The following is a 15217-nucleotide window of genomic DNA, read 5'->3' on the forward strand; positions in this document are numbered from 1 at the left end:
TCAATCACCCTTTTACATTATCTCCAGAAAGGAGGAGAATTAATAAAATAAGCGAAATTAGTATGCAAGAAAAGGTAGAGGGTGGTTGCTGATGAAACTTGCAGAAATTCATTCGCCTGTCGAATGCGAACGGACCGAATTGACCCCATCATTCAGAATCGACCTAAGGGAATACTCCGATAAGGAATATAATAAGTTTGTTAAACTAAATAGCGTAAATGATTGGTCTCAATTAACATGGAAGGATATCGGCAAGCCTTATGAAGTTACGACCTTTGCAAAAGAAAAATTAGATTGGGAGAAGGACAACGAAAGCGAGCTGCCCGTTCACACATCATGGGAAATGTTCAATCGTTCTTTCCATTCCTGGTTCGTGAAGGATGTACCTGCTGAGATCGATAAAGAGAAGAAGCAATTCATAGGACAATTGAAGCGTTTTAATTTGAATGGCGTAAAATCTGCTCTTGGTGATGTAATGAGGATTCACCTTTGGAATTATGCCCATCGGATAGAGGATGGAATTTGGGATCCACGTGGAAAAAGGGCATTATTTGAAGGATTGGACGTGCAGCGTCCGAAAATATTGTTCCTTGGTGCAGCAGAAGGGTATGAAGCCATGCAGCTTTCTGCCCTGTATCCTGGAGGAGAAATTGTTATGGTCGACTATGATAATTTTTGCAAGGATACACGCTTTGCGGAATTTCCAGATAGCTATCCTTTTTTGGGCATGAATGAGCAAACCGGCAATCATAAAATTTATCGCAAGGAAGATTTTCATGTTCATTATGAGGTGGAAGACATAAGGAAGCTTAAATATGGAAAGGAATTTGATATCGTACTGAGCGTAGGGATGCTCGAGCATTTCCCGGATGCATACAAGGCAGAAGTGGTGGAGTGGCATCGGAAGTTCTTAAAGCCCGGGGGTTATATCGTCATGACTACACCACGGGCGCAGCTCCGATCCAAATTTTATTATGAAATAATGTCAGATGTCATGAATCATACGTATCGTGAATTGATGACTATTCAACAAATGGGTTTATATCTTTATGAAAATGGATTGGATATTCTAAAACATGGATATATTAAAGTCCACAATGGGATAATAGCCAAAGTCAAATAATGAAGAGGATTATCTGCAATGGTGGTCATGTCCAACCAAGGATAGGCTCTATACACTGAAGTGAAAACATGTTAGATTAATCAAAGTAGATACCTATTAGAAAACATGCAATGAGATAGAAATGAGGAAAATAATGAGAGATCAATTAGAAGCAGGAATGATAATCAGTCTTCGTGTCGAGCGGGAAGCACCTTTTGGCTACTTCCTCTCCAATGGGGTGGAAGATGTGCTTTTGCACAGAACGGAAGTCAAGGGCGAGGTCGAAATCGATCAGGAAGTGGATGTTTTTTTATATCATGACAAACAAGGTCGCATCACGGCTACGATGACAATGCCTACGATTCAACAAGGGGAATATGATTGGTGCAAAGTGGTCGGGGTGAATGATGACCTAGGTGTCTTTGTCGATATTGGGATTGCAAAAGATGTACTTGTTTCTGCAGATGACCTTCCGATTTATGATGATATTTGGCCAGCTGAAGGCGATTTATTGTATATGACATTGACCACAGACCGGAATGGAAGACTTTATGGAAAGCTGGCCACAGAAAACATCATCCAGGAACTTGTCGCACCTGCCCCGAAATCGGTTATGAATCAAGATTTAAAAGCAAGAGTATATCGGTTGTTGAAGGTAGGTACGTTTGTGATTACAGAAGAAGGCTATCGATGCTTCATACACGAATCCGAAAGGAAAGAGGAGCCACGATTGGGACAGCTTGTGGACATTCGGGTGATCGATGTGAAGGATGATGGATCTTTGAACGGTTCCCTGATGCCCCGCAAACAGGATAAAATGAAGGATGATTCAGAAAGAATCTTTGATTACTTGCTGTCACGTAAAGGCTCCATACCGTATTGGGATAAAAGTCAGCCTGAAGATATCGAGGCCCGTTTTGAAATGAGCAAGGGAGCTTTTAAACGTGCTCTTGGTAAGCTGATGAAGGAAGGGAAAATTTATCAGGAAGACGGATGGACCCATCTTAAATTGAATCAGGAATGAACTATGACACTCATCGATTGATGGGTGTCTTTTTTATGTTTTGGCTATGTTAAGATTTGGCTTGTTTTGCCTGTTTCCGGCTGTTGATGGGACTGAAAGTCGTAGACTCCTCGAAAATGCATCTTCATCGTGCGGGGATGATTCAATGAAGCCAATTCAATGTCCAGCGGGAAAAGCGAAGGCAGGGAGACACTGGAGGCGTTAGCAGAGTACGCTCCCGACCCCGTCCGGGGAAAGCGGAGACTTGCACGGAAATCAACAGTGATTTTTAACAGAAGCTATTTTTAAAAGAGTGTAACCGGGAGTTGCACCCAGCGATCGTGAAAAAAGTTAAATTGTAATCAATTTGACTTAATTGTCTTAATCAGAATTGATGTCTCTTTAAAAAGCAGATTTTATAAAGGTTTTATTATTTCAAAACCCTTTATATGAATCAGGCTTCTAGTAAAATATACCGGTTTTTTTCAACATATATCCAGTTCGTGTTTTAACTCGAAATGTAGGAGGTATAACCGAAGTAACCATGTGAATGGGATCGTTTGATATCCGGAAGAATGAAAGGAGCTAGTTAGGAATGAGTATTCAAAAAAGTGCCGATAGTTCCAGTTTGGCTGAAGTGATCGACCGGATCCTGGATAAAGGGATTGTTATTGATGCTTTTGCCAGAGTTTCACTGGTTGGAATTGAAATTCTTACGGTTGAAGCAAGAGTCGTAATTGCGAGTGTGGATACTTGGCTTCGTTATGCCGAAGCAGTTGGACTGTTAAGAGATGAGGTCGAGGAAAAGGGCCTTCTTAATCAGCAAAATGAACGTAGTCAACAATTCAGTTTTTAAGCAAATATGAAATCTGAATCATTAAATTAGAGAATACGAAAAGAAAGAGTGATAGTATGGCGAACAATGATAAAAGCGAGCCCAAAGAGAAGAGCGAAATTCAGAATAATGAAAATTCATCCCGGATCAATCTGGCCATTTTAGGTGGATTTGTCGGTGCGGGAATCGGTTTGCTGTCCAACCCAGGGACCGGAAAAAAAGTTTTGAGCAGCATTGGACAATCGGAAGCGGTAAGAGTGGCTGGCAAGGAGTTAAGAAGGACTGCACAAGAAGTGATTACTGATCAGGCTATTATCCAAATTAGGAAAACAGCGGCAGGCTATTTGGAAAAAGGAAGGGGAAATCTGATAACTTCCAAGATCTTAAAGGCAGATGATGATCAAGCTGCCGCCAATACAGGGCCTGAAAATGAATTATCCACGAAATACAAAGAATTGAAAGAGGAAAATAAGCAATTAAAGGATCATTTATCGAAAATTGATGAAAAGCTTAACCAGCTTCTCGACTCTAAAAAATGACCTTTTTGTTGATAAGGGGTTGATTGGGTGGCTAAGCATAAAATTGAAAAAGCTGCATTGAAAGCAGGGAAGAAATTAGTTCGATTCGCTCCATCACCACTCAGAAAGAAAATCAAAAAAAAGATTATTGAAGAAGCCAAGGAGAAATTTGCTGATCATGTAGAGGAAGAAATGCAGGAAAAAGGTGAACAGGTTTCTGAAAAGCTTGAGAGTAAAACTGAAAAAAACGCAGAAAAATTACATGAAAAAGCAGAAGAAGCGAAAGAGAAATTACAGGATGTCCTTTTGAATGTCAAAGATAAGCTGGGAAAAGTAAAAGAAGCCGGAGAGGAATTTCAAAAGAAGGTCTCTTCATCAGATGAAAAAGACAAGATAAAGAGCTGTCAACAAATAAAGGGCGTCCATGATATTAAGAGCTCCACAACCATCAAAAGCTATAAAAATATTAAAACATCCAAAGATATCAAGAAACAGAGTTCGTAAATCTTTTTGAGAGGAGACTGAAAAATGGCAGTGCAAAAAAGTGCTGATAGTTCAAGCTTGGCGGAGGTTATCGATCGAATTTTGGATAAAGGGATTGTCATTGATGCATTTGCTAGAGTGTCCGTCGTAGGAATTGAAATTCTGACTGTAGAAGCCCGTGTGGTGATCGCAAGTGTGGATACTTGGCTGCGCTATGCAGAGGCAGTCGGGCTGCTCAGGGATGAAGTGGAAGAGCAGGGGATTTCCTCACAGTCAAATGAACGAAGTCCGCAATTCAGTATATAAAAGCTTTTAAGTAAATCGGATTTTCCCAAGGACACAGGAATCATCCTTTTTTGGATGGTTCCACCCTTAATCATCAATTTGTGGAGGCGACTATGGAAATAAAAAAAATAATGCAATCCGTTACAGACTTTTTCTCTGAACATGTAGCGCCACCTCATAAAATTACTTCTGTGGAAGCAGCCGAAGAAGGTGGCTGGAAAGTACTCATCGAAGTCGTTGAAGAGAAAGAGTATATGAAAAAATACGCAAAGGACGAAATGATCGGGACCTATGAGGTCCGGGTGAATAAAGAAAAGGAAGTGACATCCTTTAAGAGAAGGGATATCCGCTATCGAAGTGCAATCGGTCAAGAAACTTAGTTGTTGAGTCTTTGGGAGGGAAGGACATGACGGTCTTAAAAGCAAAAAGTAAGTCAAGAGCCTTAATACAAGGAAAAGAAACGAAAGAGCTACTTTCAAGGTCATTGAAATATCTTAAATCAGGCTACCCGGTACACTTTACGGGACCTTCTGGTGCAGGGAAAACATCCCTTGCCCTGGCACTGGCAAAAAAGAGAAAGAGGCCGGTCATGCTCATCCATGGCAATCATGAGTTGAATAACAATGATTTAATTGGAGGTTTCACAGGATACACAAGTAAAAAAGTAGTCGACCAATTCGTGCGGTCCGTCTACAAAAAAGAGGAAAATGTAAGTGAAACCTGGAGGGATGGAAGGCTGCTTCAGGCTGTCAAACATGGATATACACTTGTTTATGATGAATTTACACGCTCACGCCCTACTACAAATAATATCTTTTTATCCATACTGGAAGAGGGGATCCTTCCATTATACGGAACGAAATTGACAGAGCCATTTATTCGTGTTCATCCTGAATTTTCGGTCATTTTCACAAGCAACCCTCTCGAATATGCAGGTGTCTATGATACACAGGATGCACTATTGGATCGAATGATCACCATTTTCCTTCAATATCAAAATAGTGAAGAAGAAGCACAAATTTTGACTGAAAAAACTGGGCTTGATCAAAAGGAAACGAAAATGATCACCAAGCTTGTCGCCAATCTAAGGGGACAATGCACAACTAATAAAAATAATGGTCCTAGTTTAAGAGCCTCGCTGATGATTGCAAGCCTGGCTTTTGAAGAGGACATTTCCATAGATGGGGAAGATCAACGCTTTCAACAATTATGCATCGATGTTTTATCTCACCCTGTAAGTCGGTGTTTGAAAACGGAAGATCCAAAAGCTGACGCAGAAAAAATGATTATCGATGAATGTAAAAGTATATAGATTTAGATTTATGAAATCAGGGAGTGTGAAATGATGAATGAACAGAACGGAACAGGAGTCTATATCTTTTGTGGGATACAAACTATGAATGATGATGATTTCGGCACCATTGACATCGAAGGAGAAGAAAGAAAAACATTTCTGATCCGTTATAAGGACGCAGCCATGGTGGCGGCAGAAGTTCCGATGAAAATCTATCATCCTAACAGGCAGAATCTGATGATGCACCAAAATGCTGTCTCACAGGTTATGAATAGGAATGATACCGTCGTCCCAATCAGTTTTGGTAACATTTTCCAATCAAAGGAAGACGTTAAGGCTTTATTGGAAAAATTATATCCCCAGTTTGAAAAACTCTTTCCAGCCATAAAAGGAAAAATAGAGCTTGGATTAAAGGTGGTTGGAAAAAAAGAATGGTTGGAATCAGTCGTCAAAGAAAATTCTGAAGTCAAAAAGATGGCTGCAGCGATACAGGGGAAATCAGAAGCAGCCGGCTATTATGATCGAATTCAACTCGGAGGGGCAGCGCAGAAACTGTTTGCTTCTCTCCAAAAAACAGTAAAGGAAGAGATTTATCCCGATCTTGAGGATGCTGCCGAAGCTGCAAAGTTAAATGACCTATCAGGTGAGAAGATGCTGCTGAACGCTTCATTTCTGATTGACCGCGATAAAGAAGAAGAATTTGATCAAATCGTCAATCAGGTGCATGAAAAATGGAAGGATAAAGTCGATTTCAGCTACAGTGGCCCATGGCCAGCTTATAATTTCGTAAATATCCGCTTAAAAGTAGAGGAAGCTTGATGATTCATAAATTGATTACTGCTCCAATAAATGTTGTGGTGAAAATTGCAGAAAAGGTAAAGGAAGAAGCCGATAAGGAACTTTATGACCTTCCGACCATTCAACAAAAACTCATCCAGCTCCAAATGATGTATGAGTTAGGCGAAATACCAGAAGCAGCATTTAAAGCAAAGGAAGAAGAGCTGCTGCTAAGATATGAAACAGCGAAAAAAAAGGAATTGGAAGAATGGAACAAATTGACGAAAAATCAGAAATGAGGGAGATGCGATGGACAGTTTGATTTATTTATACGGTTTGATTCCAACTAAGGAAATGGCATCCGTTCCATCGTTTCCTTCATTAAAGGGATTTGGTGGCAAAGAGGAGATATTCACCATTCCAATGGATACCATAACTGCGATCGTTTGTACGCTGGATTCAAATGAGCACTCAGAAGAATCCATAAAAGAAAACATCCAAAATGATATGGATTGGCTGCAAGAAAAAGCTTTTCACCACCACGAAACCGTTGCGGCTTTTTATAAATATTTCACGATCATTCCATTAAAATTTTGTACGATTTATAAAAGCGAGGAAAGCCTTCGTCATACCGTGGAAATCAACAAAGGAATTGTGGAAAAATCATTTTCGACCCTACATGGAAACGAAGAGTGGAATTTGAAAATATACTGTGATGACTCTGTTTTGAAGGAATATATCACCAATGAAGATCCTGTCATGCAGGCGAAAAGAAATGAAATAAATGAACTTTCACCCGGAAGGAAATTTTTTGAAATGAAGAAGCTGGATCGCCTGGCTGAAACCCAGCTGGAAAATGAAAAGAACCGAATATGCGAAGAAGTCCATACCGTTCTTACCGAATTTTCACTACATGCAGCAATCAAGAAAAATTGGAGCAAGGACGCGACTGGAAGACAGGAAATCATGACATGGAACAGTGTCTTTCTTCTTCCAGAAGAAGGCGTCGAACGCTTTCTGGAACAGATACAACGTTTTGAAAAAGAGATGGAATCGCGAGGATGGAGACTTGAAGCATCCGGGCCATGGCCCGCATATCACTTTTCAAGCTTTGCTTAATTTCTGAAATGGGGAATCCGCATATGTCTCTCAAGGAATCAATGGAAAACAAAGATATCGCATTGATCGATATATTGGACGTCATTCTGGATAAAGGAGTGGCAATAAAGGGAGATCTGATCATTTCCATTGCTGGGGTGGATTTGGTGTATTTGGATTTAAGGGTTTTGATTGCTTCCGTAGAAACACTTGTCCAGACAAGGGATGGAAGTCGGAGAACAATCGATTCCAAACAATTTGACATACAAAGGGAGGCGTTAATCGATGCAAACGGCCAGCCAAACAAATGGCAGAATCAATCTTGATCCTGAAAAGGCCGAACATGGCCTTGCACAGCTTGTCCTGACGGTGGTCGAGCTTCTCAGGCAAATTGTGGAACGCCATGCACTGCGAAGGGTAGAAGGCGGTACTTTGACCGAAGAGCAGATTGAAAACCTCGGAATAGCATTGATGAACTTGGAAGAAAAAATGGATGAATTAAAAGAAGTTTTCGGTCTTACAGCTGATGACTTGAATATCGATCTTGGCCCGTTGGGAAACTTGCTTTAGCCTAAGCTGGCCAATAGGAGGGACATGAATATGCCCATTGAACATCAAGGACAATCAAGTACGATTGTCGATGTGTTAGAAAAGATTTTGGATAAAGGTGTGGTCATTGCAGGGGATATTACGGTAGGAATCGCGGATGTCGAACTGTTGACCATCAAAATCCGCTTAATCGTTGCATCTGTAGATAAGGCGAAAGAAATTGGAATGGATTGGTGGGAAAATGACCCTTATCTTAATTCAAAGGCATCTGAAAATCATACAAAGGAATTGAAAGAAGAAAACCAAAAACTGAATGAACGACTTGAGCAGCTTGAAAAACAAGTCAGCTCGAATCGTTTAAATACAAATAATCAATAACAAATGGAGGAATTAATGATGGCAGACCAAACAAAATTAGAAAACACAACAGTTGAAAATACCCAAAATGATAATTCTACAAAAGAAAAGAAAACGAAAAGAGGCGCACCGATTAAGAGAACTGTCGCCGGAAGCCTTCTTGGTGCATCGATTGGTTATTTGGCTACACCTGAAAACGGAAAGAAGCTCCTTGCCCGCATCGATACGGATGAATTGAAAAACAAAGCTGCAGATTTCGGTAAGGCAGCGAAGGAAAAATCCATGCAAGGCGCAGTAACCCTAAAATCATCAGCAGCAAATCTATTCAAAAAAGATAAAACACAGCGTTCTGATGAAGGGGAAAACGAAGACTATGAAACATTAAAACATGAAAATGAAGAGCTTCAGGAACGTCTTCGGAAGCTAGAGGAAAAAATGAATCAATTCGCGCAGGAAAGCGATGAAGACGAAGAAGATGAGGATGCTCCAACAAAGAAAAAGAGCAAAAAGACAAAGGCAAAATCAGATGGCTCAGAAGAGGATGATGACAACGAAGATGAAGAAGATGATGATTCAGAAGAGGAAGACGATGTAAAAAATAAAAAGAGCACAAAGAAGTCAACAAAATCAAAATCGAAAAAAACGAACTCATCAAAATCGAAAAAAGATAGTGAAGATGAAGATGCTGATGAAACCTCACTTTCAAGCGATGACGATACATCAGCTTAATAGAAAAGCAGAGGCGGCTTGATTGATCAGGGATGTTGAGATTGTGAAAATTGGAGCTCAAATTTTGCTGAGTCATTTACCCTAATTTTGTCTGATTTTGTCGATTCGCCGATAAGTGGGTAAAACTGGCTGATATATCGAATTTTTGGCTAATATCTTCATGGAAACGGCTGATATAAGAAAAATTGGCCGATATATCTAATACACTATGTTTTTAGTATATTTAGTAATTGTTTTAGATGAACTTTGAATACCTTTCACACGACCTTTATGGTAATTTTCAACAATATCCGTTGTGATTCCTTATGAATTGTGGAAATGAATAGAGATAGAGTTTGGAGGAGGATAGAAGATGAGCAGCGCTTTAAAAGACAACGTTTTGGAGTTTTTTGTAAAAGCATCAAATACGCATGGGTTCACTCTGGATTTGACGTTAAATGTCAAAGGCGCGGTCATTTCCGGAACATTGATATCAGCAAAGGAGTACTTTGATGAACTGAGCGAGTCTTTCGAAGATGGAAGTGAAATCGCGCAGCAATTAAGCGAGCAGCTTTCCGTCGCAAGTGAATCGATTGATTCTAGCCCCGATTCAGAAGCACATTTCATCCATATGAAGAACACTAAAGTTTATTGTGGTGACAGCAAGTCCACTCCTGCAAAGGGGAAAATCCTTTGGCGTGGAAAAATAAATGAAATCGATGGTTTTTTTCTAGGAAAAATTGCAGAAGCAAAAAATACAAACAAGAAAAAAGAAACATCTAAATAAATGATTCTTCAATAAGCTGCCCCCATACTACTAATAAGAGGGGGCAGCTTATTGCTGCATTTGAAGGAAAAACATGATCCATTCCGAATCTCATTAAAATTCCATCGTTTTGAACGCTTCTTCAGCCTCTTCCATGATTTCATCGATGATTTCTTTTGCAGTAAGGTCCCCAGTCAGCAGCCTTGTCCCTTGTCCAGCCCATAAAGATAAGAATTCCTTATTTTTCTGCTTTGCCGCTTCTTTTCGTATATCCTTTGTCAATGTGTTTTGGCTTGGAAAGGGAAGCGGATGGATGCCTGAAGCTTCAAAGCGGCGGATGAATTTATTCATCAAGCCCCTGGCAGGCCTACCTGAAAAGGCTTTCGTAATCACGGTTTCCTCTTCATTGCTGTTCAATAAAGCCTGCTGATAAGTTGAGTTCGCGCCTGATTCCTTGCATGTTAGAAACCTCGTGCCCATTTGAACGCCTTGGGCTCCGAGGATAAGGCTCGCGGCCAGCCCCTGCCCATTCATGATACCGCCTGCTGCAATGACAGGAATGTTTATGGCCTGCGCGACTTGGGGGATGAGGGAAAAGGTGCCGATATTGGCGCCGTTCGGATGCTCGTGGATATCGAATGTGCCTCGGTGCCCTCCCGCATCACTTCCTTGAGCAACGATGGCATCTACTCCGTGATTCTCGGCGAGCAGTGCTTCTTTGACAGTCGTGATCATCGTGATGATCTTCATCTCATTCTTCCTTGCAGTTCTCATTTTATCAGTCGGCAACAGTCCGAAAGCGGTGCTGATGACCGGGACGTTCTCTTCGATGAGGACGGCAAATTGTTCCTCAAAGTGATTGACCGTGTTAGGAGGTGCGACTGTTTCATCAATGTTCAGTTCCTTTCGGAATGCATTTAAGGCGTGTTGTACTTGTCCTGTACCTTCAACAGAATCCTTTAATTCTGTGCAGAATAAATTTACGGAAAATGGTCGGTTTGTTTGTTTTTTAATCTCTTTAATCGCACTTCGAAGGTCTTTTGGGGTTAAGTATGCACCGCCGAGGGTCCCTAGTCCTCCGCTGTTTGAAACACTTGCCACTAATTCAGGGGTGGTTGGGCCTCCTGCCATACCGGCCTGGATAATCGGTAGATCAATATGGAATAATTCGCACAATTTGTTATGAAATCTCAATATGTCCCCATCCTTTCCGATAATTAGTTCCATTTAAATCTTAAATCTTGTAGAATGATAGAGCAAATAATAGTGACGAGGTGGGCTTCCATGATCATTAACGAGAAGTTGATTATCCCGGGTCTGGATTGTGAAAGAACATGTTCCATCTTCCTTCCGCCAGGCTATGACAGCAGTACCGATAGAAGATACCCAGTTTTATATATGCATGATGGACAAAATCTATTTGTGGAACGAGGGAGGGAGCAATGGGAAGTTGATGTCGCACTCTCCATGCCGGGTGCGCCGGACCTTATTGTTGTAGGGATTCACCACGGCGGAAATGAAAGGCTGAACGAATTAAATCCCTGGTTCTTGGAGGAGCATCAGTTTGGAGGGAAGGGGAACGAATATCTAGAGTTTATCGTTCAAGTGTTGAAGCCCTTTATTGATGAAAGATACCGGACAATCAGGGGGCGTTTGCATACAGCCATGGCAGGGAGTTCTTTGGGCGGATACATGTCCATTTATGCCTCGATTAAATATCCGGAAGTGTTCGGGAAAGTATTAGCGATGTCGAATGCTCTCTGGCATGATCAAGGAAGGCTGCTCGAGATGATAAAAACCAATCGATTGAATGATCCGCTGAAAATATATATGGACACCGGGGAAAAAGAATCGGACAATCCTGATTTTAATGTACAGACAGTAGCGGATCATTACGAATTAAAGAATCAGCTTCTTCATCATGGAGTGAAAAATGATCTATTAAAATTCGTCTTGGATTCAGAAGGTGTACATAATGAAATTCATTGGAGAAAGAGATTTCCCTCAGCAATCAAATGGCTCTTTGGAAATAATGAAATTTTTCTATCATGAGTGAAACAAAAATCTTCGAGGAACGTCAAATTAATATCAAATACTATAGAATACTCTTTTTGAACAGGAAAGCTTCGAAATACCACGCAAAGAAAGGATCTTAAAATGAAAGGAAAGCCAAAAATCCATCTAGTTTCCATTTTGATCGTAAGCGGTGTCATGATGGCTGGCTGCACAAAGGATCAAGCTGCCCCGGTGGAAAATAGTCAATATGCGCATGAATCTTCAACCCATACCGAATCACCAAAAGTCAACGAAAATGAAATGTTGACAAAGATTGTCGCTTTCGCCAAGCAAGGAAGGATAGCTGGAAATGACTTTGAAATAAATCAAAGTTTTTCTGAAGTTGAAAAAAAATGGGGAGCACCATCACATGTGGATCATCTCGCAATCGGGAACTATGTAAGTTATCCTTCAAAGATGACCACTTTTGGCTATAATGGCAGCAATATCATTTTCGATATACGGTCGTATAATCAGTTATTGCATGAAATCAATTATATGAAGATTGAACAAAGTCTTGGCAAGCCTGATGAATACCGAGTAAACATGGATGATAATATTTATGTATATCATTTAGGGAATTCTATCGATTTAAAATTCGTCATTCCTTCTTCGGCAGGCTTCGTTGATCATATTTCCGTGTATGATAATGCACGTGCCCATCAATCGAGCCCACAATCTGCCGATGGTCAAAAAGACGGTGATGTTACCGATTATTTTCTGTCCATAAAAGGGAATTCGAATAAATTAACCGATCGGGCTTGGACCAACATGTTGAATTGGCGGAATAATATGCTTCAATTCACCAAAAAGCACTCAAAACAGGTCTTCCTTAATGGACAGAATGTGAAACAAGTTGCTTTGACATTCGACGACGGGCCGGATCAGTATGTCACGCCTGAAGTTGTTCGAGTATTAAACAAGTACGGGGTAAAAGGCAGCTTCTTTTTTATTGGGAGCAAGGTGGAGAAATACCCAGATGTCGTAAAAATGGCATATGATCAAGGAAGCCTTATTCTGAACCATACATTTGATCATATTGATTTGACACAACTGAAAGAGAATGATGTACAAAATGAAATTCAATCAACAGAAAGCGCAATCCAAAAAATAATCGGGAAAAAGCCGGCCATTTTAAGACCGCCATATGGAGAAACAAGTGACGAGGTTGTTCAATTGGCAAAAGAAAATAACGATCATATTGTGCTTTGGTCAATAGATACATTGGACTGGTCGCAAAAAGATTCAGCCAATATTGAAAGGAATGTACTTTCAAACGTAAGGAACGGGGATATCATATTGATGCATACCAACTCTTCTCAGGAGGTCACTGCCAAATCTGTTGCTTCCGTCATTGAAAATCTGCAAAAACGAGGATTTAAACTCGTTGATGTTGCAACGCTTCTTCACATTAAGCCGTATAAATAAACCACCATAAGAGTAGCGGACAAAACTATTTTTGTCCTAGAAAAACCCGAACTATAATGCGAAATCTTACATAGACTCCGGATTCATTCGGGTTTTTCATATTTAAGCGTGTTTGTTATTATTGGCATATTCTTGATGTTGATTGGAGTGCAAGACGAAGACTCCGGAGGGATTAGCGGGACTGGCGAGTTCCCGCGGCTTAGCGAGGAGGTTCACCGCTCGCCCTGCGGAAAGAGAAGCCTTGCACGGAAATCAACAGCGGTGTAATGACAGATGATTACTCCTGATATTGTTCGTCTCCAGAGTGAAGTGATTTAGTTTTGTCTCAACCCCTACATTGGCTGATCTAACTTTTTCTGGTCTCGGCTGTAACGGCTGATCTTATTCAAGAACAGTTTTTCGACTCTAGTACGATTGAACCGCTGAATCAAAATAAAAGGCAAATTAAAGAATATCGCGTATGCCATGTTTAAAATGAAATTGTTGAAATCATTGAATAAGAAAAATAATGGAAACGGCAGCATTTGCAGCCAATGGCTGATTTCTGCTCGTAAAAGTTCGCAATAAAATCCATTCAGCAATTCTCCCTTGCGATATTGGGAAAAACTTTTTCTTGGAAATCCTCTAATCCAATCCGCTGCATCAGGGAGCCGATCTTTCCATTTTTTTATTCCGATCATTTGATAAAAGCCAGATTCTTTTTCCCACAAGGATATTTTTAAATTGGATCCTATTTTAAAAATTGTTCTTTCATTCAATTTTAAACAAAAAAATGAAATCGAAATATGGAGAAACGCCCATATAGCTGCATTAACCAATAGAACCTTCATTCCAAATTCTCTTCCTTTTCCTTGGAAGTGATGATGGATCGTCCCTTCCAAGTTGAGCTTTTTGTGAAGAAAGTCAAATAGATCGAATAGAAAAATATCCCAACAAAAGCGAGCAAATGCAAGGGAAACAGCAACAAATCCATGAAGTGAAAATTTCCTATTTTTCTTAAACTCAGTGTTAATGCCCAAATATAAGTGATGATGCACAACAGTACAAGGATAGGTTCAGAAAAGAGAGTGCCAATTCCTGAGAAAATGAAAGATAAGCTTGCTGTTATCCAAAAAACGATAAGCAGGAAGTTGATAGGATTGGTTTGCAGAGCCCCAGAGAAAAAACTTTTGGACCAGCCGTAAATCATTTCCTTTTTTCCATTCGGATACATTCTCATCGAAACTGCATCCTTTCCGCTCCAAGCAGAAATGCTTTCATTCTTCGATTTGGCCAATTTGGCTAATTCCATGTTTTCCACTACAGCACTTCTTATTTCACGATGCCCCCCTATTTTAAAATAGTCAAAGGACCGGCAATAAAGAAATTGGCCAAACCCTCCTGACAGAGAATTGGGAGTAGAATAAATATTTGATGATCCAATCGAAGCAAAAGTCACTAAATGAAAAATGGAAGAAAAAACCTCATACCAATCACGGATCTTATGATAGGGATGTATAGTCATGATGCCTTTTCCCAACTGCTGCTGGTATGCGCCCATGATTCTAAGCAAACCCCCATCCTCAAACCAAGCATCAGCATCGATGAATAATAAATAATCCCCATTAGCAGCATTTGCCCCTTGCCAGCAGGCCCATGACTTCCCTTGCCATCCATGTTCAATGGGTGGGGCATCGATTACGCGCACCCCTTTGCGAAGCGCGATTTCTTTCGTTCGATCAGTAGAACCATCGTTGACGACAATGATTTCCATAGGCTGTACTTCTTGCCTTTGAATGGAATTCAGTAAATTGGGAAGGTTATTTTCTTCATTACGGGCAGGTATGATGACAGAGGTCTTGCGTACATTAGAGAAATGTCGTGGATTGCAATCCCTTTGTATGACAGGGACTCTCCAAAATAAAACGATGTGAAGCAGGAATGATGCCAGGAACCAAAACATCATGATCTTTAAACCTC

General features: G+C 40.5%; 21 protein-coding genes. 18 read left to right on the forward strand and 3 right to left on the reverse strand.

The annotated features are described in order from the left end of the window. Positions 1-91 precede the first annotated feature (91 nt). The 16 genes from D9X91_RS10610 to gvpU all read left to right on the forward strand — a co-directional run bounded on the left by D9X91_RS10610 (position 92) and on the right by gvpU (position 9796). A complete protein-coding gene (locus tag D9X91_RS10610; RefSeq protein WP_121680592.1) occupies positions 92-1123 on the forward strand; it encodes a class I SAM-dependent methyltransferase in 1032 nt (343 codons plus the stop codon). Between the two features lie 133 nt (positions 1124-1256). Further along, positions 1257-2126: a CvfB family protein gene (locus D9X91_RS10615; protein WP_121680593.1), complete on the forward strand. Its 870-nt coding sequence runs from the start codon at positions 1257-1259 to the stop codon at positions 2124-2126. Between the two features lie 574 nt (positions 2127-2700). Further along, a complete protein-coding gene (gene gvpJ, locus D9X91_RS10620) occupies positions 2701-2961 on the forward strand; it encodes a gas vesicle protein GvpJ (RefSeq protein ID WP_121680594.1) in 261 nt (86 codons plus the stop codon). Between the two features lie 56 nt (positions 2962-3017). After that, positions 3018-3479 (forward strand): GvpT/GvpP family gas vesicle accessory protein, encoded by a 462-nt coding sequence (gene gvpT / locus D9X91_RS10625; protein ID WP_121680595.1) that lies wholly within the window; start codon positions 3018-3020, stop codon positions 3477-3479. A gap of 27 nt (positions 3480-3506) precedes the next feature. Further along, positions 3507-3962 carry a gas vesicle protein GvpQ gene (gvpQ, locus tag D9X91_RS10630; RefSeq protein WP_121680596.1) on the forward strand — a complete coding sequence of 152 codons (456 nt, stop codon included), beginning with the start codon at positions 3507-3509 and terminating at the stop codon, positions 3960-3962. 24 nt (positions 3963-3986) lie between these two features. Further along, entirely contained in the window at positions 3987-4247 is a 261-nt protein-coding gene (gene gvpJ, locus D9X91_RS10635; RefSeq protein ID WP_121680597.1) for a gas vesicle protein GvpJ, read from the forward strand. A gap of 92 nt (positions 4248-4339) precedes the next feature. Then, positions 4340-4606: a gas vesicle protein GvpO gene (gvpO, locus tag D9X91_RS10640; RefSeq protein ID WP_121680598.1), complete on the forward strand. Its 267-nt coding sequence runs from the start codon at positions 4340-4342 to the stop codon at positions 4604-4606. A 26-nt stretch (positions 4607-4632) separates the two neighbouring features. Continuing rightward, a complete protein-coding gene (gene gvpN, locus D9X91_RS10645; protein ID WP_121680599.1) occupies positions 4633-5538 on the forward strand; it encodes a gas vesicle protein GvpN in 906 nt (301 codons plus the stop codon). Between the two features lie 33 nt (positions 5539-5571). Next, positions 5572-6339, forward strand: a complete 768-nt coding sequence (locus D9X91_RS10650; protein ID WP_121680600.1) for a GvpL/GvpF family gas vesicle protein — start codon at positions 5572-5574, stop codon at positions 6337-6339. Continuing rightward, positions 6339-6596, forward strand: coding sequence for a gas vesicle protein GvpG (locus tag D9X91_RS10655; RefSeq protein ID WP_121680601.1), 258 nt, complete (start codon positions 6339-6341; stop codon positions 6594-6596). Before D9X91_RS10650 ends, D9X91_RS10655 begins: the two co-directional genes overlap by 1 nt. A gap of 10 nt (positions 6597-6606) precedes the next feature. Next, positions 6607-7416, forward strand: coding sequence for a GvpL/GvpF family gas vesicle protein (locus tag D9X91_RS10660; RefSeq protein WP_121680602.1), 810 nt, complete (start codon positions 6607-6609; stop codon positions 7414-7416). Between the two features lie 23 nt (positions 7417-7439). After that, the gene (locus tag D9X91_RS10665) at positions 7440-7721 is read left to right on the forward strand and encodes a gas vesicle protein (RefSeq protein WP_121680603.1); all 282 of its coding nucleotides are present in this window, start codon (positions 7440-7442) and stop codon (positions 7719-7721) included. Further along, positions 7681-7965, forward strand: coding sequence for a gas vesicle protein K (locus D9X91_RS10670; RefSeq protein WP_121680604.1), 285 nt, complete (start codon positions 7681-7683; stop codon positions 7963-7965). The genes D9X91_RS10665 and D9X91_RS10670 overlap by 41 nt, the downstream gene beginning before the upstream one ends. A 30-nt stretch (positions 7966-7995) precedes the next feature. After that, positions 7996-8322 (forward strand): gas vesicle protein, encoded by a 327-nt coding sequence (gene gvpJ, locus D9X91_RS10675; RefSeq protein ID WP_121680605.1) that lies wholly within the window; start codon positions 7996-7998, stop codon positions 8320-8322. A gap of 18 nt (positions 8323-8340) precedes the next feature. Further along, positions 8341-9030, forward strand: a complete 690-nt coding sequence (gene gvpT, locus D9X91_RS22495; RefSeq protein ID WP_158598289.1) for a YtxH domain-containing protein — start codon at positions 8341-8343, stop codon at positions 9028-9030. Positions 9031-9382: 352 nt separating this feature from the next. Further along, positions 9383-9796 (forward strand): gas vesicle accessory protein GvpU, encoded by a 414-nt coding sequence (gvpU, locus tag D9X91_RS10685; RefSeq protein ID WP_121680606.1) that lies wholly within the window; start codon positions 9383-9385, stop codon positions 9794-9796. 93 nt (positions 9797-9889) lie between these two features. On the opposite strand, the gene D9X91_RS10690 is transcribed toward gvpU, so the two are convergent. Then, positions 9890-10969, reverse strand: a complete 1080-nt coding sequence (locus D9X91_RS10690) for an NAD(P)H-dependent flavin oxidoreductase (protein ID WP_233569767.1) — start codon at positions 10967-10969, stop codon at positions 9890-9892. Between the two features lie 90 nt (positions 10970-11059). Here D9X91_RS10690 and D9X91_RS10695 point away from each other — a divergent pair, with 90 nt between their 5' ends. Both D9X91_RS10695 and D9X91_RS10700 read left to right on the forward strand, forming a co-directional pair. Continuing rightward, a complete protein-coding gene (locus tag D9X91_RS10695) occupies positions 11060-11827 on the forward strand; it encodes an alpha/beta hydrolase (RefSeq protein WP_158598290.1) in 768 nt (255 codons plus the stop codon). A gap of 105 nt (positions 11828-11932) precedes the next feature. Further along, positions 11933-13258 (forward strand): polysaccharide deacetylase family protein, encoded by a 1326-nt coding sequence (locus D9X91_RS10700; RefSeq protein WP_121680609.1) that lies wholly within the window; start codon positions 11933-11935, stop codon positions 13256-13258. 332 nt (positions 13259-13590) lie between these two features. Here the strand turns inward: D9X91_RS10700 and D9X91_RS10705 are convergent, their stop codons facing one another. Further along, the gene (locus D9X91_RS10705; protein ID WP_121680610.1) at positions 13591-14088 is read right to left on the reverse strand and encodes a glycosyl-4,4'-diaponeurosporenoate acyltransferase CrtO family protein; all 498 of its coding nucleotides are present in this window, start codon (positions 14086-14088) and stop codon (positions 13591-13593) included. Beyond that, the gene (locus tag D9X91_RS10710; protein ID WP_121680611.1) at positions 14085-15203 is read right to left on the reverse strand and encodes a glycosyltransferase; all 1119 of its coding nucleotides are present in this window, start codon (positions 15201-15203) and stop codon (positions 14085-14087) included. The genes D9X91_RS10705 and D9X91_RS10710 overlap by 4 nt, the downstream gene beginning before the upstream one ends. Between the last annotated feature and the right edge of the window lie 14 nt (positions 15204-15217).

The organism is Falsibacillus albus (assembly GCF_003668575.1).
GTDB classification, from domain to species: Bacteria; Bacillota; Bacilli; order Bacillales; family DSM-25281; genus Falsibacillus; species Falsibacillus albus.

Bases quoted from the DNA above. Each gene is read 5' to 3' on its own strand.
- D9X91_RS10610 (WP_121680592.1), top strand. From the start codon at position 92: ATGAAACTTGCAGAAATTCATTCGCCTGTCGAATGCGAACGGACCGAA.
- D9X91_RS10615 (WP_121680593.1), top strand. From the start codon at position 1,257: ATGAGAGATCAATTAGAAGCAGGAATGATAATCAGTCTTCGTGTCGAG.
- gvpJ (WP_121680594.1), top strand. From the start codon at position 2,701: ATGAGTATTCAAAAAAGTGCCGATAGTTCCAGTTTGGCTGAAGTGATC.
- gvpT (WP_121680595.1), top strand. From the start codon at position 3,018: ATGGCGAACAATGATAAAAGCGAGCCCAAAGAGAAGAGCGAAATTCAG.
- gvpJ (WP_121680597.1), top strand. From the start codon at position 3,987: ATGGCAGTGCAAAAAAGTGCTGATAGTTCAAGCTTGGCGGAGGTTATC.
- gvpO (WP_121680598.1), top strand. From the start codon at position 4,340: ATGGAAATAAAAAAAATAATGCAATCCGTTACAGACTTTTTCTCTGAA.
- gvpN (WP_121680599.1), top strand. From the start codon at position 4,633: ATGACGGTCTTAAAAGCAAAAAGTAAGTCAAGAGCCTTAATACAAGGA.
- D9X91_RS10650 (WP_121680600.1), top strand. From the start codon at position 5,572: ATGAATGAACAGAACGGAACAGGAGTCTATATCTTTTGTGGGATACAA.
- D9X91_RS10655 (WP_121680601.1), top strand. From the start codon at position 6,339: ATGATTCATAAATTGATTACTGCTCCAATAAATGTTGTGGTGAAAATT.
- D9X91_RS10660 (WP_121680602.1), top strand. From the start codon at position 6,607: ATGGACAGTTTGATTTATTTATACGGTTTGATTCCAACTAAGGAAATG.
- D9X91_RS10665 (WP_121680603.1), top strand. From the start codon at position 7,440: ATGTCTCTCAAGGAATCAATGGAAAACAAAGATATCGCATTGATCGAT.
- D9X91_RS10670 (WP_121680604.1), top strand. From the start codon at position 7,681: ATGCAAACGGCCAGCCAAACAAATGGCAGAATCAATCTTGATCCTGAA.
- gvpJ (WP_121680605.1), top strand. From the start codon at position 7,996: ATGCCCATTGAACATCAAGGACAATCAAGTACGATTGTCGATGTGTTA.
- gvpT (WP_158598289.1), top strand. From the start codon at position 8,341: ATGGCAGACCAAACAAAATTAGAAAACACAACAGTTGAAAATACCCAA.
- gvpU (WP_121680606.1), top strand. From the start codon at position 9,383: ATGAGCAGCGCTTTAAAAGACAACGTTTTGGAGTTTTTTGTAAAAGCA.
- D9X91_RS10695 (WP_158598290.1), top strand. From the start codon at position 11,060: ATGATCATTAACGAGAAGTTGATTATCCCGGGTCTGGATTGTGAAAGA.
- D9X91_RS10700 (WP_121680609.1), top strand. From the start codon at position 11,933: ATGAAAGGAAAGCCAAAAATCCATCTAGTTTCCATTTTGATCGTAAGC.
- D9X91_RS10705 (WP_121680610.1), bottom strand. From the start codon at position 14,088: ATGAAGGTTCTATTGGTTAATGCAGCTATATGGGCGTTTCTCCATATT.
- D9X91_RS10710 (WP_121680611.1), bottom strand. From the start codon at position 15,203: ATGATGTTTTGGTTCCTGGCATCATTCCTGCTTCACATCGTTTTATTT.